Below are 20054 nucleotides of genomic sequence, written 5' to 3' on the forward strand. Positions count from 1 at the left end.
CCACAGAATCAACATGATTTTCAATGGTTTTTGTGTTAGCTTTGTGTAGTAGAGGTGACCATTTATGAACACTAATCGCTTAAAATCAATAACTCATGGCGAAAACGAAACCAGCAATACCAGAAGCTTTTCAAATCACTGAAGAGATACATCAAAGAACATATTTAGTAAACGGGGAACTCCGTAAATGGGACGGAGCTACCAGTCCTGTGGTTTCCACCATTTCCTCAACAGATGAATACGCACCCACCCCATTGGGAAGTATTCCCGATATGGGCGAAGAAGAGGCCATGGAGGCTTTGGATGCCGCTTTGGCGGCTTATGACAAGGGTCAGGGGCTTTGGCCTACCATGAAGGTGAAGGACCGGATTGAGTGTATGGAGACCTTCGTAAAGAAAATGGAGCAAAAGCGCGAGCAGGTCGTAAAGCTGTTGATGTGGGAAATTGGGAAGTCCAAACCGGATTCCTACAAAGAGTTTGACCGAACTGTTGAATACATCTACGACACCATCGAAGATTACAAGCAATTGGATCGTGATTGTGCCAAATTCCAGAAACATGACGGGGTCTACGCCCATATCCGTCGTGGACCGCTCGGGGTGGTATTGTGCCTTGGACCATACAATTACCCCTTAAATGAAACCTTTGCCTTGTTGATTCCCGCCATTATTATGGGGAACACTACCATTTTTAAGCCAGCAAAGCATGGCGTTCTTTTGATTACACCTCTTTTGGAGGCTTTTCAGAGCAGTTTTCCCAAGGGAGTGGTCAATATACTTTTTGGTCGAGGAAGAGCCGTAGCGGCGCCCATAATGAAAACGGGTAAGGTGGATGTATTGGCTTTGATCGGAAACAGTAAATCCGCCAATGCATTGCAGGATCAGCATCCAAAAAGTAACCGATTGCGGTTGGTCTTGGGCTTGGAGGCCAAAAATCCGGCCATTGTGCTGCCCGATGCCGAGTTGGATTTGACCATCAATGAGTGTATTTCGGGTACTTTGTCCTTTAACGGACAGCGATGCACAGCCTTGAAAGTGGTTTACGTCCACGACGAGGTGAAAGATGAGTTCTTAAAGCGCTTTTCGGAGAAAGTGGATGGATTAAAGTTTGGAAATCCTTGGGATGATGGGGTGCAGTTGACACCACTTCCTGAGCCTGATAAACCAGCTTATATCCAAGAGCTTTTGGATGATGCTTTGGCCAAAGGAGCCAAGATCATCAATAAAAAAGGAGGGAAGCATTTCGACAACTATATCTGGCCAGCGGTGCTGTATCCTGTCACCAAGGATATGCGGGTATATCAAGAGGAGCAATTTGGCCCCATTATACCAGTGCTTTCCTTTCAGGATATCGAAGAGCCTTTGGATGATATGGCAGAATCCAACTACGGACAGCAAGTGAGCTTGTTTGGAAAGGATGTGTATAGCTTATCGCCGCTGATTGATACCTTAGCGAACCTGGTATGCCGTGTGAACCTGAACAGCTCTTGTCAGCGTGGACCGGATGTGTATCCCTTCACGGGTAGAAAGGACTCTGCCCAGTCCACTTTAAGTGTTCATGATGCATTGCGTTCCTTCTCCATTCGAACATTCGTTGCGTTCAAGGACAATAACTTGAACAATCAGACGGTGGAGCAACTATTGGAAGCTAAGGTGAGCAACTTTTTGAGTACGGATTACATTTTGTAAAAGAAAAGTGTCAGTTTGAGTTTTTTCCAAAGGAAAAAGTACCTGCCTACCGGCAGGCAGGTCGAGAACAAGATTTAAAACGATGAATTTTTGATTCTCGATACATTTTTCGTTTCACTCAAAACACTCGAATTGACGAATTTCTATCCTTAAAACTATTTTGAAAAAGGAACAGAAAAGCCCCGATTTCGGGGCTTTTTGTCTTTTCATTTGAATTAATTATCAAAGGAAATCGTCAACCTGAACTTGTTTCAGGTTCTCACTAAAATTGGAATACAACAGTGATGAGATTCTGAAATAAATTCAGAATGACGTATCGATATTTTAGTATGATAAGGCAATGGTTGAAGATTTATTTTTATAACGAATTAAAAAAGCCCCGATTTTCGGGGCTTTTTTAGGTTTTCATGTGGGGTTGATTAAATATGTTTTGCCAACCAATCCCCAACTTCACTGGTCTTGTAGGCTTTCCCGCCCTCGGCTAGATCCTCGGTAACCACTCCTTCCGCCAAAGACTTATTGACCACCTCACGGATGGCTTCTGCCTCATCTTTAAGCCCAAATGCCGTTTCGAACATCATAGCTGCGGATAAAACTGTTGCCAACGGGTTAGCGATGTCTTTTCCGGCTGCTTGCGGATATGAACCGTGGATAGGTTCAAACAGTGAGGTTTCCTCTCCTAAGGAAGCGGAGGGCATCAAACCCATAGAACCTGAAATCACGGAAGCTTCATCGGTTAGAATATCCCCAAACAAGTTTTCGGTGATTAAAACATCGTAGGCGCTGGGCCATTGTACCAAACGCATGGCTACAGCATCCACAAATTCATAGGACACCTCCACTTCAGGATAATCTTTTTCCAATTTCTGAACGGTTTCCCTCCATAAACGGGAAGTTTCCAAAACGTTGGCCTTGTCCACGCAACAAAGCTTTTTGTTTCGTTGCATCGCCATTTCAAAACCTTTTCTGGCCAATCGCTCCACTTCTGTACGGGTGTAGGTGCAGGTATCGTAGGCGATGTTGTCATTATCCTCGCGACCTCTTTTTCCAAAATAGATACCTCCTGTCAGTTCACGCAAAAAAACCAAGTCGGTACCTTCAATACGCTCTCTTTTCAAGGGCGATTTTTCAATCAGGGACGGAAAGGTGAACGTTGGACGAACATTGGCAAAAAGCCCTAATTTTTGACGCATTTTCAGTAAGCCTTGCTCGGGGCGTACTTTGGCAGAAGGATCATTGTCAAATCGTGGGTGCCCAATGGCACCAAAAAGAACGGCATCAGCGGCTACACAAATCTTATGGGTTTCGTCGGGATAGGGCTCTCCCACAGCATCGATGGCAGCAGCACCTGTCAGTGCAGGAGTCCAGCTAATTTCATGACCGAACTTCGCGGCTATGGCATCAGATACTTTTACGGCTTGATCAATTACTTCGGGGCCAATTCCATCTCCGGCCAAGAGCGCTATGTTTAGTTTCATTTTTTCAATTATCAATTATCAGTTTTCAATGAACAATTCTCAGTGTTCGGTTATACGAGATTTAGCATTTTTTCCGTCGCTTTTATTGCGGACACCGTTTGGTCTGAATCCAAACCTCGCGTGGTAAAGTCCTTTTCCTTGGTTTGCCAAGTAATAACCGTCTCGCAAAGTGCATCGGAGGTACTGCCTGGCGGTATCCGAACGGCATAATCTACCAGTTTGGGCAATTCGCGACCTTCTTTTTTGTACACTTTTTTCAAAGCGTTGATGAAGGCGTCGAACTGACCATCACCTTGTGCATTTTCTTCATACGTTTTCCCATCGATTTCAATGGAAAGGGTAGTGGAGGGCTTCAACCCCTTGGAATGCGTCAACACATATGATTTGACGAAGACCTTCTGTTGATGTAGGTTGCTGTCCAACACATCGGAAATAATATAGGGTAGGTCATCTTTGGTGACACGCTCTTTTTTATCTCCTAGTTCGATGATACGTTCGGTAACCTTTTTTAGCTCATCATCGTTAAGGGTCAACCCCAGCTCCTGAAGATTCTTCTGAATATTGGCTTTGCCTGAGGTTTTTCCTAGGGCATATTTGCGTTTTCTTCCAAATCTCTCAGGTAAAAGGTCGTTAAAGTAAAGATTCTTTTTACTATCTCCATCCGCATGTATACCAGCGGTTTGAGTGAATACATTATCCCCAACAATGGGTTTGTTGTCCGGAATGCTTATACCCGTAAAGGCGGACACCAGCTTACTTACTTTGTAAAGGGAAGATTCTTTGACGCCAATCTTTATTTCTGGTAAAAAATCATTGATAACAGCTACTGCACTGGCCAAAGGCGCATTCCCTGCGCGTTCGCCCATTCCATTTACGGTAAGATGCAAACCATGAACACCAGCCTTCAAAGCCTCCATCACGTTGGCTACGCTCAAATCATAATCGTTGTGACCGTGAAAATCAAAATGGGTGTTAGGGTATCTTTGGATGATTTCCTTGAAAAATGCACCTGTCTCGGTATGGGTTAGTACGCCCAAAGTGTCCGGAAGCAAAATACGTTTGATAGGCTGTTGGGTCAGAAAATCCAAAAACTGAAAAACGTAGTCTTTGGAATTGCGCATTCCGTTGCTCCAGTCTTCCAAATACACATTGGTGTCCATCCCAAGTTGATGGGCTTCTGAAATGACTTTTTCAATTTCCGTAAAGTGTTGTTCTGGAGTCTTTTTAAGCTGATGGGTTAAATGATTTAGCGAACCCTTGGTCAATAGGTTTTGGACCTTGGCTCCGGCATCTTGCATCCATTTTAAGGAAACACCATTATCCACAAAGGTCAAGACCTCTACTTTGGATAAATACCCTTCCGCAGCGGCCCACTCCGTAATATTTTTGACAGCTTGCAATTCCCCATCTGAAACCCGTGCGGATGCCACTTCGATGCGGTCTACTTTGAGCTCTTCCAACAAGAGCTTGGCCAAGGTAAGCTTTTCCGAAGCGGAAAAGGAAACCCCAGAGGTCTGTTCACCATCCCGAAGGGTGGTGTCCATAATTTCTATGGTGCGTTTTTTCATTTGGTGTGCCGTAGTGTTCCGAGCTGTGGCTTAAAGGGGCGTATTTTCGGCGTATTTCTCAATATCGTCCTGAATGTTCAATAGGTAGTCGATATCATCAAAACCATTGAGCATATTGTCTTTTTTGTACCCATTGATTTCAAAACCTTCACTTTCTCCCGTAGCCAAAATGGTGATTTTTTCTTTGGGCAAGTTGACTTCAAACTCCGCTTTGGGGTCAGCTTCAATGGCCTTAAAAATTTTGTCCAAGAACTCTGGGCTTACCTGAACGGGTAGCACCCCGATGTTCAAACAGTTGTTTCTGAAAATATCAGCAAAGAAACTGGATACCACACAACGGAAGCCGTAATCGTACACTGCCCAAGCTGCATGCTCCCGGGAGGAACCTGAACCAAAATTTTTACCGCCTACCAATATTTTCCCTGAATAAATCGGATTGTTCAGTACAAATTGCTCCTTTGGTGTGCCATCCGAATTATAGCGCCAATCGCGGAACAGATTGTCCCCGAAACCTTTCCGCTCCGTCGCTTTCAGAAATCGGGCCGGGATGATTTGATCGGTGTCCACATTTTCGATAGGTAGGGGTACCGCTGAACTGGTTAGTATGTTGAATTTATCGTAAGCCATTTTATTTTCAATTTTCAGTTATCAATGTTCAATTAACAATGAGTTGCTAATTGCTTATTGTGCATTGTTTATTCTTAAGCTAAAACTTCTTCCTGCATCAGTTCCCGTGGGTCGGTTACCTTTCCAGTAACGGCAGCAGCAGCAGCCACCAATGGACTTGCCAACAGCGTGCGGGCTCCAGGTCCTTGACGTCCTTCAAAATTTCTGTTCGATGTACTCACCGCATATTTGCCTGCAGGAATTTTGTCATCGTTCATGGCCAAGCAAGCGGAACAACCGGGTTCTCTCAATTCAAAACCGGCCTCGGTCAAAATATCCAAAATACCTTCACTCTTAATGGCTTCTTCCACCTTGTGGGAACCAGGTACCAACCAAGCGGTTACGTTGTCGGCTTTTTTTCTTCCTTTGATGATGGATGCAAAAGCCCTAAAATCCTCGATTCGACCATTGGTACAGCTTCCCAAGAACACAAAATCAATAGGTTTGCCCACCATGGCCTCTCCTTCGTTGTAATCCATGTATTCCAAGGATTTTTTGTATGTGGCTGGAGAACCATCAATGGTTTCCGCCAATGGAATATCCTTGCTGATTCCGATGCCCATTCCCGGATTGGTTCCAAACGTGATCATGGGTTCGATCTCGTTGGCATCGAAAGTTACTTCTTTATCAAAAACGGCATCTTCATCGGAATAGAGGGTTTTCCAGTACTCCATGGCCGCATCCCAATCCTTTCCTTTGGGGGTATACTCCCTTCCTTTGATGTATTCGAAGGTTTTCTCGTCCGGTGCAATCATTCCGCCACGGGCTCCCATTTCAATACTGAGGTTGCAGACCGTCATTCGGCCTTCCATGGACATATTTTTGAACACATCCCCTGCATATTCCACGAAGTAGCCTGTGGCTCCAGAGGTGGATAGTTTTGAAATGATGAACAAAGCCACATCTTTTGGTGTTACCGCCTTGTTCAATTCACCGTTCACGTTGATGCGCAAGCGTTTCGGCTTGGGCTGCATAATACATTGGGTAGACAGTACCATTTCTACCTCGCTGGTTCCGATGCCAAAAGCGATGGCACCAAAGGCACCGTGGGTAGAGGTATGTGAGTCGCCACAAACGATGGTGGCCCCAGGCACGGTGATTCCGTTTTCCGGGCCAATCACGTGCACAATCCCATTTTTCTCATGGCCAAGCCCCCAATAAGGTATGTTGTGCGCATTGGCGTTTTCTTCCAAAGCCCTCAACTGATTGGCGGACAAGGGGTCCTTAACGGGCAAGTGCTGGTTTCGTGTAGGGGTATTGTGGTCCGCGGTGGCAAAAGTGCGCTCTGGGTACAATACCTTAATTCCTCTGTTCTTCAATCCCAAAAAAGCTACGGGACTCGTGACTTCGTGTACCAAATGCCTATCGATGAAGAGTACATCCGGACCATTGTCGATATGCTTTACTACATGGGAATCCCAAACTTTATCAAATAGTGTCTTGCTCATTGTATCTTCCATAATTTGTAAGCCTACGAAGTTAAAAATTGTATATCAAACCGATTTTCGGTCCCTTATAAAATTACGATGTTCAACGGCAACTTCAAGCCATTATTTTGAAAATAAAGTAGGGGTAAGTGTTGATTGTCAACCAGTAATGACGTATTTATGGGTAAGGGTGTATACTGCCAATTACAAACCTTATCTGCATTAACTAATGTAATTCCAAATGGTAGTGTTGGCCATCATTTTGGAATAGGCACTTAAAATAGGTGCGTTTTCCACTTTTTCCAAACGGGGGTCATCTTTTAGCAATTGAATGGCGTGGTAACGAGCGGTTTTCAAGATTTGATTATCCTTTACAATATCCGCGATTTTTAGATTGAGCATACCGCTTTGTTGTGTGCCCATAAGGTCTCCGGGACCTCGAAGCTTCAGGTCCACCTCCGCAATTTCAAAACCATCGTTGGTGCGCACCATGGTCTGCAATCGGGTTTTGGCATCTTCGGACAGTTTATGGCCCGTCATGAGGATACAAAAACTTTGCTCGGCGCCTCGGCCCACACGTCCGCGTAGCTGATGCAATTGGGACAGCCCAAACCGCTCGGCACTTTCAATGATCATTACAGAGGCATTGGGGACATTTACGCCCACTTCTATCACTGTGGTCGCAATCATGATTTGGGTTTCGCCTTTTACAAAGCGTTCCATTTCGTAATCCTTGTCAGCTGGCTTCATTTTTCCGTGCACAATGGAAATCTGATACTCGGGCTGCGGAAAATCACGTACGATGCTCTCATAGCCATCCATCAGGTCTTTATAGTCCAGCGCTTCCGATTCTTGGATGAGCGGATACACAATATAGATCTGTCTCCCTTTTTTGATTTCATCTTTGATGAACCGGAATACTTTCAAACGGTTACTATCGTATCGATGCACCGTTTTAACGGGCTTTCTCCCTGGCGGAAGCTCATCGATGACCGAAACATCCAAGTCTCCGTAGAGGCTCATGGCAAGGGTTCTGGGAATTGGGGTGGCCGTCATCACTAAAACATGGGGGGGTACGGCCCCTCCATCCTCCCCAACGGGGAGACTATTGAGCACTTCCTCTATTCTTTTCACGACGGAATCTAGGGCTCCGATGACTTCTTCATTTTTAAAGCGAATTACCTTGTACCCAAAATCGTTCAGTATGGCTGTGCGCATGGCATCAGCTTCCTTTTGCATTGGGTCATTGTGGTATCCGCCATCAACTTCTACAATCAGTTTTTTGTATAAGCAGACAAAATCGACAATAAATTCATCAATTACGTGCTGTCTTCTGAACTTTGCACCTAGCTTTTTTGTCCTTAATTGCTCCCAAAGAATACGTTCTGCTTCAGTACTGTTCTTTTTGCCCTGCTGCTGGAGCTCTTTTAAGATTTTATAGGTTGAAGGTCTGGCTGTTTGATATTTATAACGGATTTCTTCCACCCTCCCTTTGGGAGGGAGCTCGGGAGGGCTTCCTTTGTGCCATAGCTTCGATCGCTGCGCCACACCAAACCGATGTTGTTCGTCCACAATGGCCAAGCCTAGATTCTGAAACTGGACTTTATCCTCCAGAAGGGCATGTGTACCTACCAAAATGTTCAAGTTCCCATTCTCCAGTTGATTGTGGAGGAGGGTGCGTTCGAATTTTTTCGTAGAACCCGTCAGTAGGGCAATTTTAACATCCATGCCTACCAACAGCTCCTTGAGCCCATTGTAATGCTGAGTGGCCAAAATTTCGGTCGGGGCCATCAAACAGGCTTGAAACCCGTTGTCAATCGCGAGCAACATACACATTAAGGCAACAATGGTCTTGCCCGAGCCCACATCACCCTGCAACAAACGGTTCATTTGGGCATTGCTGCCCAAATCGTTCCGTATTTCCTTAATGACCCGTTTTTGTGCGTCGGTGAGCTCAAAAGGCAAATGGTTTTCAAAGAATTCGGTGAATTTTTCGCCCACGGCCCCAAAAGGCATTCCCTTAATCTTTTGTTTGCGCCTTAAATTTTGGGATATGAGTCGCAATTGCACAAAGAACAATTCCTCAAACTTTAATCTAAACTGTGCTTTTGCCAACAATTCTTGATTCTTCGGAAAATGGATGTTAAAGAGCGCAGAACTCTTCGAAATCAGCCGTAACTCCTCCATGATCGTGGGAGAAAGTGATTCCGGAAACTTTCCCTTGCACTCCAAAAACAACTGTTGCATCATTTTGCTGATGACCCGATTGGTGATTCCCTTGTTGCTCAACTTTTCAGTAGATGGATAAATAGGCTGCATGACCATTTTTAATCCCTGTTGATGCTTTTGCAGCGTTTCCATTTCTGGATGGGGCATGGAGAAGGTACTTCCGTATTTGTTCACCCGGCCAAATACTACATAGGGTTCGTTCAATTTTAAACTTTCCTTGATCCATTTGTGCCCCCTAAACCAAACAAGGTCCATTTGTCCCGTTTCATCCACAAAAGTGGCCACCAAACGCTTCCCTCTTTTCTGTTCCACCATTTTTATGTGGACAATTTTTCCTATCACTTGCACATCGGCACCGCTGGGTTGAAGCTGGTTGACCTTATAATAGCTTGTCCGGTCCAGATAGCGATTGGGGAAGAGGTGCAATAGGTCCCTAAAGGTCTCAATACCCAGTTCGGCCTTGAGCACATCGGCCCTATTGGGGCCAACACCCTTTAAATAGGCTATGGGAGTTTGTAGAAAATTGGGATTCATCGAACTAAAATATGTAATTTGGAAGGACTTTTGATAAGATGATGGTATGAAGCTGAGCCCCATAGTTATTTTTTTACTGCTTGTGCAATCAATGTCCGCCCAAATTCAGGATAAGGTGGACTTTTTGCATGCCCAAGTTTGGATTGAACCCGAACCTGTTGAAAACCGTATTCACGGTACTGTTACCTATCAGTTTGAAGTAGTCAAGGATGTAGATTCCGTTTTTCTGGATGCGGTAAACATGGATTTTTCCAAGGTTTTTATTGATGGCAAAAAAATGGACTACGTGTATGACGGTAAAAAAATTACCATCAAAACGGACCTCAAAAAAGGAGGACAACATGATTTATCTTTGGCATATGTGGCAAAACCAAAACAAACGGTATATTTTTTAGGGTGGGACGATGCTGTTAGGAACAATGAGCAGGTCTGGACCCAAGGACAGGGCAAATACACCAGTCATTGGTTGCCCAGTTTTGATGATATGACCGAAAAGGTAGAGTTCGACCTTGAAATTGCGCTGGAACAAGCATATACCGTAATTGCCAATGGTAAATTGATAAAAAAAGAGCCTTTGCCCAACTCCAATGGGTATGCTTGGCAATTTAATATGGAAAAACCGATGAGCAGTTATTTGGTGGGCTTCGCAATTGGCAACTACAACAAAAAAACGGTCGAATCGTCCTCAGCCATACCCATTGAGCTTTATTACGAACCTACAGATGTTGCAAAGGTGGAGCCTACCTACCGATACACTGAAGCCATTTTTGACTTTTTGGAAACCGAAATTGGTGTGCCCTACCCATGGCAAGACTATAAGCAGGTTCCCGTTCAGGATTTTTTATATGCAGGGATGGAGAACACCACCTGTACCATTTTTTCCAATCAGTATGTGGTGGATTCCATCGCTTTTGTGGACAAAAATTACGTCAACATCAACGCCCACGAACTCGCGCACCAATGGTTTGGCAATCTGGTTACCGAAACCAGTAGCGAGCATCACTGGCTGCACGAGGGCTTCGCTACCTTTTATGCCTATTTGGCAGAAAAAGACATTTTTGGAGAGGATTATTTTTATTGGAGGTTATTGGAAACGGCCAAGGCTTTGGAACGTTTTTCGGGGGATGATAATGGCGAGGCACTGCGCAATCCCAATGCCGGGAGCCTGACCTTCTACGAAAAAGGGGCATGGGCCTTAGTGATGCTCAAGGATAGGATAGGGGAGGAAGCCTTTAAAAAAGGGATTCAGAACTATTTGAACACCTATGCCTTTAAAAATGTGACCATTCCCAATTTTATGGATGAAATGGAGAAGGCTTCGAATATGGCTCTTGCCGATTTTGAAACAGTCTGGCTTGAAAGCACCCATTTCCCGTATGACGAGGTCGTTTCCTTTTTAAAGAAGAAAAACACTTCCATTCAAACCTATTTCGAGCTAAAGGATAGGATTGGTAAGGAGCCGGAACAAGTGGAGTCCGTTTTGAAGAGAGCCTGGAAAAAATTGAAGTCCACCCAACTAAAGGAAAATCTAGTTTTGGATTATGGCTCCAAGCTATCGTCGGAATTTCTAAGTTCTATCCTTGATTCTGAAGATGTAAAGGTAAGGCAGGCCGTGGTGCTTTCCCAAGCTAAAATTCCAGCCGAGCTAAGATTACAAATGGAAAGCCTATTGAGGGATCACAGCTATACAACCATCGAAGCTGCTTTATATCGGTTATGGTCGGATTTTCCCCAGAACAGAAGCAGGTATCTCAATGAAACAGATAACATCACTGGTTTTTCCAACAAGAATATCCGCTTGCTTTGGTTGACATTGGCTTTGGTGACCCCAGAGTACAATCCCGATTTCAAAGCTTCGTATTTTGATGAATTGAGCGGTTACACCAGCTCCGAACATCATTTTGAAACCCGATTGCTGGCATTTGAATACCTCAAGAATATAGGAGGCTTTACCGATACCACCTTAAAAAACCTAGTGGAAGCCTGTAGCCATCATGTATGGCACTTTAAAAAATCGGCCCGGGAAATATTGAATGGCTTTTTGCAATCCGAAGGGAACACAGCCCGTATTAGGGGACTTTACCCTTTGTTAAGTCAGGAAGAAAAACAATATTTGGAGAAAACTTTAGGTGAATGAGGGCATTGGTCATTTCGGGAGGAGGTAGCAAGGGTGCCTTTGCGGGCGGCGTTGCCCAATTTTTGATACAAGAAGCCAAACGGGACTACGATTTGTTTGTGGGAACCTCTACGGGAAGCCTTTTGATTTCCCACTTGGCCTTAAATAAATTGGACAAGATCAAGGATATTTACTCCAATGTGAATCAGGATAGCATTTTTAATAACTGTCCTTTCATCATCAAAAAGAAGCATGGTGTTGAAACCATTGCCATCAATCACTGGAATGTGCTTCGAAACTTTTTGAAGGGAAAAAAGACCTTTGGGGAGAGCGAAAACCTTCGGAAACTCATTCGAAACTCCATTACTGTTGAGGAGTTCAACGAGTTGAAAGCAAGCAAAATGGATGTGGTGGTCACGGTCTCCAATCTCTCTTTGAACCAAGTGGAATACAAGTCCATCAACGATTGCACCTATGAGGAGTTCTGCGATTGGATATGGATTTCGTCCAACTATACCCCATTTATGAGTTTGGCCAAAAGGAACGGTTGCGAGTATGCCGACGGTGGACTGGGAACTTTGGTGCCCATTGAGGAAGCATTTTTAAGAGGGGCGACCGAAGTGGACGTAGTGGTGCTCCATACCGAAGTCAACCACTTGAACCGCCTTTCTTCCAAAAACCCTTTTGATTTGATTACGACGATATTTGGCTTTATGCTGGACCGTATCGAAAACCAAAATATCCGAATCGGAAAACTGGTGGCCAACCAAAAGGATGCCATCATTAATTTTTATTACACCCCCACGGTGCTCACGACGAATTCCCTTATTTTTAATAAGGAACGCATGACGCTGTGGTGGAAACGGGGCTATTTGTATGCCAAAAACAAAAATGAGGAAACAAGCCCCATTGAGCCCGAAAAGCAGGAATAGCCTATTTCCAGAGTTCGCTCACCTCTTTTTTAACATAGGCTAGGGCCGCGCTCGATGGCGATTCCCGTTCCATGGTTTGGTTCAGGATGTCCTCTCGCAATTTATCGGGCGAATCCGTTTCGCTCATGCCGGCCGAACGAATAATTTGTATGGTGGTGTTCTTGGCTGTTTTGATGATGCTCCAACAAGCATCCGACATATAAATCTGCTGGGAAAGATTATGTTCAAATTCCGTTTCAATCTGTTTGATCAACAAATTTTCGTAGTCACTTTTATTTTTGCTGGTAGGAGCTACACGAACTACAAGATTGTTCAGCGTGATGCGTTCCAAGAACAAGGCCATGCGCTCATAGGCCTGCAACCGAATGGGCAGGGTTTCCTTTTGCGAATCTTTGTGCAATAAAAAACGTCTGCGGCCATCTTCGTTGCGCGTATGCAATCTGAAAAAATAAAAGGCCACCGCTCCGGTAACTACGGCTGGCAATAAAAAGGCGAATAGCTGAAGGATTTGATCTCCACTCATAAGGTAGTCTGGTTTTTTTGTTGATTTTACACTACCAAGAACGCATCAAAACCACAAAAAGTATATTGATTTTTGCCTTATTGGGCCGCTTTGGCACTTTCTTTGGCTTGGGCATAAAAACCTTTGTAATCGGGCTGTAGTCTGATGTTCACTCCTTCCTTAAAGTTCCCATCCTTGGCTGAAACCGCGATACGCTCCGCAGGAATTTCCAAATTGGTGACCAATTCCGATGCTACGGAAGCAACTTGATTGAATGTAGGACCAAATTCACCGGTGATGTTCAAACCTTGGACTTCTGTCTTAAAATTCGGATTGGATTTGATCACTTTTGCTACACCTGCCAACCATGTCTTGCCCTCTTCGGTGAGTTCAGTAGCCGTATCCGAACCAAAAAGTCCGTTCAAGCTATTGCTGATGACAATGACTCCACCTTCCACAGCAACATTGGCGTTTTCTCCCAACGTCTGTTTGATACGTGTTAAGGACACAATGGCAGTGGAATCGTTGGCCGAAATCATATCGTTGATTCCGCTCAACTGTTTTTCTTTTCGGGCCAAAGCTGCCATGGCCTTATTGACGTTTTCGGAATTCTGTTTGGAGAGTTCCGAGAAGTTGCTCAAATTCCCCAAAAGCGTAGCGTTGGCATCGCGTAGGCTCACATTTTCGGCCCTTAGCGCTTCTGCCTCCGCACTGCTGGAAGATATTTCACGTTTGGCCTTGGCCAATTCTTGCTCCACTTGCGAAATCCTGGATTTTAAGGTGTCTATCTCAGCAAAAAGCTCGCTTTTACGCTGCGCAAAAGCACTTGTGACCATTGTCAAACATAGGAGTAGGAGTAAATTTCTTTTCATAAGTAGTATAGTTACTTGTTGAATATTTGGGTTTAAATTAAAACGTTTTTTCCAAAGCTTTTTTTCCGCCTAAATGTTCGCAATCAAAAAGTTGTTGCATTGAATTAAAATTCACTTTTTCCTTTTGATAACCATAAACAGACTTTAAATCGCTGCTAAGATAATCATCATCCACATTTACTTGCACATCATCCATATTAAATTGGCAGGGATGTTCATAACCTGCGGCATGGGTAATCTCCAACAACTCCTTTCGAAAGGTTTTGAAGTATTGCGCCAACCTATCGGATTTTAGAGGTACATTGATGCCCTTTTGCAGCCATTTGTTTTGGGTCGCAACACCGGTGGGGCATCTATTGGTATGGCATACTTGCGCCTGAATACAGCCAATGCTCATCATGGCCTCTCGTGCTACATTGATACAATCTGCTCCCATAGCAAACGCCATTGCGGCTTTCCCTGGGAACCCCAACTTACCGCTACCTATAAATACGATGCGTTCCGTAAGTCCGTGCTCCATGAAAAGGCTGTACACTTTGGAAAACCCGTACGTCCACGGTAATGAGACATGGTCTGCAAAGCTTGGAGGTGCGGCTCCGGTTCCTCCTTCGCCACCATCAATCGTGATGAAATCAGGTCCTTTCCCTTTCTTTTTCATCAAATCTGCTAGCTCCTCCCATTGCTCAATTTTACCAATAGCCGCTTTTATTCCAACTGGAAGACCAGTTTCTTCGGCAATGGATTCAATCAATTCCAAAAGCTCGGGAATATTGCCAAATGCTTTGTGGGTAGGAGGGGAGATTACATCTTTACCTACCTCTACCCCCCGTATCTCAGCGAGTTCATGGGTGATTTTGGAACCGGGAAGTACTCCGCCCTTACCCGGTTTTGCACCTTGGGAAAGTTTGATCTCAATGGCCTTGATACAAGGATTTTCATCTACCAGCACTTTTAATTTGTCCATGGAAAAGCCACCTTCCCTTGAGCGAACACCAAAATAGCCTGTACCAAAATGAAAAATAACGTCACCGCCTTGTTTGTGGTAAGGAGAAAGTCCTCCTTCTCCTGTATTGTGATAAGCTCCACATTGTTCTACCCCTTTGTTCAACGATTCAATGGCAGCAGCGGATAGCGACCCAAAACTCATGGCCGAAACATTGATAATAGAAGCCGGGCGATATGGTTTTCTACGCTGGTTATAAGCACCCATTACTTTGGCGCAGGGCAAGAAATAAGGTTTCTTTTTGTTGGGGTGCGTTTCGGGCATTTGGAATCCGATCATTGCATTTTTTATAAAAATATGCTGGTGCTTGTAAATATCCCTATCCGTTCCGAAACCTTCATAATTGTTCTCTTTTTTTGCTGATGCATAAATCCAACTTCGCTCAATACGGTTGAATGGAAGCTCCTCCCGATTATTAGCCACGAAGTACTGGCGCATTTCGGGGCCTATACTTTCCAGCCAGTACCTAAGATGTCCCACAATAGGATAATTATGTGATATCGTATGTGCCTTTTGAAAAAAGATATCACGTATAGCGACCGAGAACAAAAAAATCAAAACCCAGGCCCACCAGGGAATGTAACCGATAAAATCAAGGAATGAATGCATTTATATGGTTTGAAGGATTACCTACAAATATCAAGCCCCAATATCCAAATTCCAAACGGATGGGGATATTGGGGCTCATTAGGTATCTTAAAGTTGGTCTATTTGCTTCTATCCAAATAATCCAATGCGATTTCCGTCATGGCTTTTACCCCTAGCTGCAGGCCACTATCATCAATTTTAAAGTCAGGAGTGTGGTGCGGAAAATGATCATCTGGGCCAGCATTGGGGTCCTTTCCCCCCAAAATATAAAAGAAGCCCGGAATTTTCTCCTGATAAAACGAAAAATCCTCTGCTCCGGTGATGGCCTTGATCAAATGCACGTTGTCTTCTCCTGCCACTTGTTGCAAACTGGGCAGCGAAGCAGCGGTAAGGTCTTCATCATTGTAAGTGATAGGCACCCCTTTGTCAATTTCCACAGTGGCCTCGGCACGGTAAGCTTTGGCAATGGTGGATGCCATTTCTTTCATTCGCTCATTAACCTGCTTTTGCATATCGTAATCCAAGGTTCGAATGGTTCCGATGAGTTCGGCACTTTCCGGAATGATGTTGTTTCGGACACCTCCACTTATTTTTCCAACGGTGATTACTGCGGCCTCCTTGGTCAGTTCCAATTCACGACTAATGATAGACTGGAATCCATCCACAATTTTGGAAGCTACGTAAATCGGGTCAACACCGCCCCAAGGTTGGGAACCGTGCGACTGCTTTCCTTTAATTTTTACCACAAACCGCTGAGCGGCTGCCAGAGCACCTCCTGGTTTATAGGCAATATGTCCCACAGGAAGATAGGAACCAATATGAAGCCCATAAATGGCATCCACTTTGGGATTTTCAAGCACTCCTTCCTTTACCATGAGTGCAGCACCGCCTTCCTCTCCAGGAGGTGCGCCTTCCTCGGCAGGCTGGAAAATGAATTTGACGGTTCCATGGATTTTGTCCTTGTTTTTGGCCAATACCTCGGCAGTGCCCATCAAAATGGCGATATGGGTATCATGCCCACAGGCGTGCATAACGCCCACCTCTTCACCCAAGTATTCAGATTTCACTTCTGATTTAAAAGGCAAATCGTTACGTTCGGTGACGGGTAGCGCATCAATGTCAGCTCTCAAAGCAACCACTTTTCCAGGATGGTCTCCCTTGAGCAAACCCACCACGCCCGTATGTGCAACTCCTGTTTGCACTTCTATCCCCAAAGATTTTAGGTGCGCTGCAATTTTTTCAGCGGTCTTGAACTCGCGGTTACTGAGCTCTGGATGTTGGTGGATGTCGCGTCGCCATTCGATGACTTTCGATTCCACGGCGGCAATATCCTTTTCAAGTCCATGTTCTTGGGCATATATACCCATACTTGCGAAACATAAGGCAAGTGCTAAAAATTTCTTCATAATTGTGTTGGTTTAAAGGTTAATAGGTCGGTATCCTTGGTTTTGTAGCTGAATGTTGGCTGTCATGGCCGATAGTGCTATTTTCACACCTGGAATGAGTTCTTCCTTGGGTAGGTCCCTGGTTTTTGAGGACTGCCCGCACATAATCACCTCCACATTGGCTTCCATTAATTGCTCCACAAGCTCACGGTTGGGATTGGGAACACCATAACGTTGTTGATGGCCTTTATCGGTCAACAGGTTTCTGGCAGCCGTCCCATGAACGATTAGGGCTACCTTTAGTTGAGAGGCTGGTACACCATGCTGTGCATGCATGTTTAAAAAGCGGGCAACGGTGTTTAGGTTTCTGTTGACCTCGGTGTCGGATTCCGGACCAATCTTTACATCAAAAACCACTTTGAACTCCTGCGATTTGTCCGTTGCAAAGTCGGGATTTTCAATTTCCCAAACGGCACCATAGTCCTGAATGATGGGACCTGTTTGGGTCTGCTGCGAAAACGCATAAAATCCTGTAAAAAAAAGAAGGAATACCGATAATTGTTGAAATTTCATTGGTTATTTTAGTTGAGATGTTAAATATATTTAAAAAACAGGCTAATTCCACGTTCGCTGTTTATAAATATTGAAAGCTTGATTTCAGCAAAAGAGCAATAATGGCTAATTTCACGCCTACTTTAAAAGCTTCAAGCCCTTGAGTACTTTTTTGGATGAATTGAATGATGCGCAGCGCGCTCCCGTGCTGCACAAGGATGGACCCCTAATGGTGATTGCCGGTGCCGGTTCTGGCAAGACCCGTGTTTTGACCTACAGGATTGCCCATTTGATGGAGCAGGGCGTGGATTCCTTCAATATTTTGGCCCTTACCTTTACCAATAAGGCGGCGCGCGAGATGAAAAAGCGTATTGCCACCATTGTTGGGAATTCCGAAGCGAAAAATCTTTGGATGGGTACGTTCCACTCCGTTTTTGCCAAATTACTTCGCTTTGATGGCGATAAACTGGGGTTTCCGAGCAACTTTACGATTTACGACACCCAAGATTCGCAACGCTTGATTGCATCCATCATCAAGGAAATGGGACTGGACAAGGATATATACAAGTACAAACAGGTGCAGAACCGGATTTCATCCTACAAAAACAGTTTGATTACTGTTAAGGCATATTTTCAAAATCCAGAATTGATGGAGGCCGATGCCATGGCCAAGCGACCTCGATTGGGTGAAATCTATCAAAACTACGTGGACCGCTGCTTTAAGGCAGGTGCGATGGATTTTGACGACCTTTTGTTGCGCACCAATGAGCTTTTGACCCGATTTCCTGAGGTGTTGATGAAATATCAGGACCGTTTCCGATATATTTTGGTGGATGAGTATCAGGATACCAATCATTCCCAGTATTTGATCGTGAAGGCATTGTCCGACCGCTACCAGAACATTTGTGTGGTGGGTGACGATGCCCAAAGTATCTATTCCTTCCGAGGGGCGAACATTAGCAATATCCTCAATTTTCAACGGGATTACGACGATGTGGCCGTTTACCGTTTGGAACAAAATTATCGTTCCACCAAGAATATTGTAAACGCAGCCAATTCCATCATTGCCAACAACAAAAATCAGCTGGAGAAAAATGTTTGGACTTCAAACGACGATGGGGGACTTATAAAAATACATCGAAGCGTAACCGATGCAGAGGAAGGGCGTTATGTGGCGGGTTCCATTTTTGAGAACAAGATGCAACAGCAGATGCAGAACGGGGATTTTGCCGTATTGTATCGCACCAACTCCCAATCCCGAGCCATTGAGGATGCACTTCGCAAACGGGATATTCCTTATCGGATTTATGGGGGCTTGTCCTTCTATCAAAGAAAGGAAATAAAGGATGTCCTGGCCTATTTACGGTTGATTGTAAACCCAAAAGACGAAGAGGCGCTAAAAAGGGTCATCAATTTCCCTGCGAGGGGCATTGGCCAAACGACCATCGACAAACTGGTGGTTGCCGCGAACCATTATGGCCGCTCCATTTATGAGGTAATGGACAATCTGGACAAACTCAATTTAAACATCAATGCGGGGACGAAACGGAAACTCGCGGACTTTGTTACCATGATCAAGAGTTTCCAGATCATGAACGAGGGTTCGGATGCCTTTACGTTAGCGGAGCACGTGGCCAAGAAAACGGGACTTTTGTTGGAGTTCAAAAAAGATGGGACTCCCGAAGGGATAGCCCGAATGGAGAATATTGAGGAACTTTTGAACGGTATCAAGGACTTTGTGGAAGGTCAAAAAGAGGTTGCGGATGCAACGGGCAGTTTGACGGAATTTTTGGAAGATGTGGCGCTTGCCACGGACATGGATAAGGATGTTGGCGATGATGACAGGGTCGCTTTGATGACCATTCACTTGGCCAAGGGCCTCGAGTTTCCGTATGTATACATCGTGGGTATGGAAGAGGATTTGTTTCCATCGGCTATGAGCATGAACACCCGAAGCGAATTGGAGGAGGAGCGAAGACTGTTTTATGTTGCACTGACCCGGGCCGAAAAACAGGCATATCTCACCTATACCCAAAACAGATATCGTTGGGGAAAATTGATTGATGCCGAACCCAGCCGTTTTTTGGAGGAAATCGAGGAGCGATATGTGGAGAACCTTACCCCGGTAAATGATGGCTATCGTTACAAATCGATAATCGATAAAAATATCTTTGGTGAAGTGGACAAAAGCAAACTGAGGCAAGTGAAGCCCAAAAATGGGACACCTCCCAGTTTGCATCAACCTAATGAAAATCAGCTGCGGAAATTGAGAAAATTAAAACCTGAGATGTCCGCACCCGCCAAACCCATGGAGCTCGATCCTGGCCTTACTATTGGGGCGCGAGTAAACCACACACGATTTGGGATTGGGAAAATACTCAACATAGAAGGAGCGGGCAACGACAAAAAGGCAGAAATCCATTTTGACCAAGGGGGTATCAAAAAACTGTTGTTGCGTTTCGCCAAGCTGGAGGTTTTGGACAATGCCTAGGCTAATTTTTATTTTCCAATAAT

General features: G+C 44.7%; 14 protein-coding genes. 4 read left to right on the forward strand and 10 right to left on the reverse strand.

Annotated elements, in window-relative coordinates; all coding sequences use genetic code 11:
* The first annotated feature begins 95 nt into the window (after nucleotides 1-95).
* Nucleotides 96-1688, forward strand: a complete 1593-nt coding sequence (locus RBB12_RS07795; protein ID WP_179383809.1) for an NADP-dependent glyceraldehyde-3-phosphate dehydrogenase — start codon at nucleotides 96-98, stop codon at nucleotides 1686-1688.
* A 419-nt stretch (nucleotides 1689-2107) separates the two neighbouring features.
* Here the strand turns inward: RBB12_RS07795 and leuB are convergent, their stop codons facing one another.
* The 5 genes from leuB to RBB12_RS07820 all read right to left on the reverse strand — a co-directional run bounded on the left by leuB (nucleotide 2108) and on the right by RBB12_RS07820 (nucleotide 9590).
* Nucleotides 2108-3166: a 3-isopropylmalate dehydrogenase gene (leuB, locus tag RBB12_RS07800; RefSeq protein ID WP_306013000.1), complete on the reverse strand. Its 1059-nt coding sequence runs from the start codon at nucleotides 3164-3166 to the stop codon at nucleotides 2108-2110.
* Nucleotides 3167-3216: 50 nt separating this feature from the next.
* The gene (locus tag RBB12_RS07805; RefSeq protein ID WP_306012999.1) at nucleotides 3217-4734 is read right to left on the reverse strand and encodes an alpha-isopropylmalate synthase regulatory domain-containing protein; all 1518 of its coding nucleotides are present in this window, start codon (nucleotides 4732-4734) and stop codon (nucleotides 3217-3219) included.
* A 30-nt stretch (nucleotides 4735-4764) separates the two neighbouring features.
* The gene (gene leuD / locus RBB12_RS07810) at nucleotides 4765-5361 is read right to left on the reverse strand and encodes a 3-isopropylmalate dehydratase small subunit (RefSeq protein ID WP_293282491.1); all 597 of its coding nucleotides are present in this window, start codon (nucleotides 5359-5361) and stop codon (nucleotides 4765-4767) included.
* 74 nt (nucleotides 5362-5435) lie between these two features.
* Nucleotides 5436-6848, reverse strand: coding sequence for a 3-isopropylmalate dehydratase large subunit (gene leuC, locus RBB12_RS07815; RefSeq protein ID WP_293282492.1), 1413 nt, complete (start codon nucleotides 6846-6848; stop codon nucleotides 5436-5438).
* A 201-nt stretch (nucleotides 6849-7049) separates the two neighbouring features.
* A complete protein-coding gene (locus tag RBB12_RS07820; RefSeq protein WP_306012998.1) occupies nucleotides 7050-9590 on the reverse strand; it encodes a DUF559 domain-containing protein in 2541 nt (846 codons plus the stop codon).
* Between the two features lie 91 nt (nucleotides 9591-9681).
* On the opposite strand from RBB12_RS07820, the gene RBB12_RS07825 reads away from it, so the two are divergent.
* Together RBB12_RS07825 and RBB12_RS07830 are read left to right on the forward strand one after the other, a co-directional pair.
* Nucleotides 9682-11727, forward strand: coding sequence for a M1 family metallopeptidase (locus RBB12_RS07825; RefSeq protein ID WP_306012997.1), 2046 nt, complete (start codon nucleotides 9682-9684; stop codon nucleotides 11725-11727).
* Nucleotides 11724-12638, forward strand: a complete 915-nt coding sequence (locus RBB12_RS07830; RefSeq protein ID WP_306012996.1) for a patatin family protein — start codon at nucleotides 11724-11726, stop codon at nucleotides 12636-12638. The genes RBB12_RS07825 and RBB12_RS07830 overlap by 4 nt, the downstream gene beginning before the upstream one ends.
* Before the next feature lies 1 nt (nucleotide 12639).
* Here the strand turns inward: RBB12_RS07830 and RBB12_RS07835 are convergent, their stop codons facing one another.
* From RBB12_RS07835 to RBB12_RS07855, 5 genes are all read right to left on the reverse strand, one after another.
* Nucleotides 12640-13161, reverse strand: a complete 522-nt coding sequence (locus tag RBB12_RS07835; RefSeq protein ID WP_179383801.1) for a hypothetical protein — start codon at nucleotides 13159-13161, stop codon at nucleotides 12640-12642.
* Between the two features lie 77 nt (nucleotides 13162-13238).
* Nucleotides 13239-14012, reverse strand: coding sequence for a hypothetical protein (locus RBB12_RS07840; RefSeq protein ID WP_306012995.1), 774 nt, complete (start codon nucleotides 14010-14012; stop codon nucleotides 13239-13241).
* 37 nt (nucleotides 14013-14049) lie between these two features.
* Nucleotides 14050-15624, reverse strand: coding sequence for an FMN-binding glutamate synthase family protein (locus tag RBB12_RS07845; protein WP_306012994.1), 1575 nt, complete (start codon nucleotides 15622-15624; stop codon nucleotides 14050-14052).
* Nucleotides 15625-15722: 98 nt separating this feature from the next.
* On the reverse strand, nucleotides 15723-17009 hold the full coding sequence (locus tag RBB12_RS07850) for an amidohydrolase (RefSeq protein ID WP_306012993.1): 1287 nt from the start codon (nucleotides 17007-17009) through the stop codon (nucleotides 15723-15725).
* 12 nt (nucleotides 17010-17021) lie between these two features.
* Nucleotides 17022-17561, reverse strand: a complete 540-nt coding sequence (locus RBB12_RS07855) for a DsrE family protein (RefSeq protein WP_306012992.1) — start codon at nucleotides 17559-17561, stop codon at nucleotides 17022-17024.
* Nucleotides 17562-17700: 139 nt separating this feature from the next.
* Here RBB12_RS07855 and RBB12_RS07860 point away from each other — a divergent pair, with 139 nt between their 5' ends.
* Nucleotides 17701-20031 (forward strand): ATP-dependent helicase, encoded by a 2331-nt coding sequence (locus RBB12_RS07860; RefSeq protein ID WP_306012991.1) that lies wholly within the window; start codon nucleotides 17701-17703, stop codon nucleotides 20029-20031.
* Nucleotides 20032-20054 lie beyond the last annotated feature (23 nt).

This window comes from Allomuricauda sp. MMSF_3307 (assembly GCF_030733585.1).
Lineage (GTDB): Bacteria > Bacteroidota > Bacteroidia > Flavobacteriales > Flavobacteriaceae > Flagellimonas.

What these genes read in the sequence shown, in the direction of transcription:
- RBB12_RS07820 (WP_306012998.1), bottom strand. Translation starts at nt 9,590, where the DNA reads ATGAATCCCAATTTTCTACAAACTCCCATAGCCTATTTAAAGGGTGTT.
- RBB12_RS07850 (WP_306012993.1), bottom strand. Translation starts at nt 17,009, where the DNA reads ATGAAGAAATTTTTAGCACTTGCCTTATGTTTCGCAAGTATGGGTATA.
- RBB12_RS07805 (WP_306012999.1), bottom strand. Translation starts at nt 4,734, where the DNA reads ATGAAAAAACGCACCATAGAAATTATGGACACCACCCTTCGGGATGGT.
- RBB12_RS07855 (WP_306012992.1), bottom strand. Translation starts at nt 17,561, where the DNA reads ATGAAATTTCAACAATTATCGGTATTCCTTCTTTTTTTTACAGGATTT.
- RBB12_RS07825 (WP_306012997.1), top strand. Translation starts at nt 9,682, where the DNA reads ATGTCCGCCCAAATTCAGGATAAGGTGGACTTTTTGCATGCCCAAGTT.
- RBB12_RS07845 (WP_306012994.1), bottom strand. Translation starts at nt 15,624, where the DNA reads ATGCATTCATTCCTTGATTTTATCGGTTACATTCCCTGGTGGGCCTGG.
- leuC (WP_293282492.1), bottom strand. Translation starts at nt 6,848, where the DNA reads ATGAGCAAGACACTATTTGATAAAGTTTGGGATTCCCATGTAGTAAAG.
- RBB12_RS07795 (WP_179383809.1), top strand. Translation starts at nt 96, where the DNA reads ATGGCGAAAACGAAACCAGCAATACCAGAAGCTTTTCAAATCACTGAA.
- RBB12_RS07830 (WP_306012996.1), top strand. Translation starts at nt 11,724, where the DNA reads ATGAGGGCATTGGTCATTTCGGGAGGAGGTAGCAAGGGTGCCTTTGCG.
- leuB (WP_306013000.1), bottom strand. Translation starts at nt 3,166, where the DNA reads ATGAAACTAAACATAGCGCTCTTGGCCGGAGATGGAATTGGCCCCGAA.
- RBB12_RS07840 (WP_306012995.1), bottom strand. Translation starts at nt 14,012, where the DNA reads ATGAAAAGAAATTTACTCCTACTCCTATGTTTGACAATGGTCACAAGT.
- RBB12_RS07835 (WP_179383801.1), bottom strand. Translation starts at nt 13,161, where the DNA reads ATGAGTGGAGATCAAATCCTTCAGCTATTCGCCTTTTTATTGCCAGCC.
- leuD (WP_293282491.1), bottom strand. Translation starts at nt 5,361, where the DNA reads ATGGCTTACGATAAATTCAACATACTAACCAGTTCAGCGGTACCCCTA.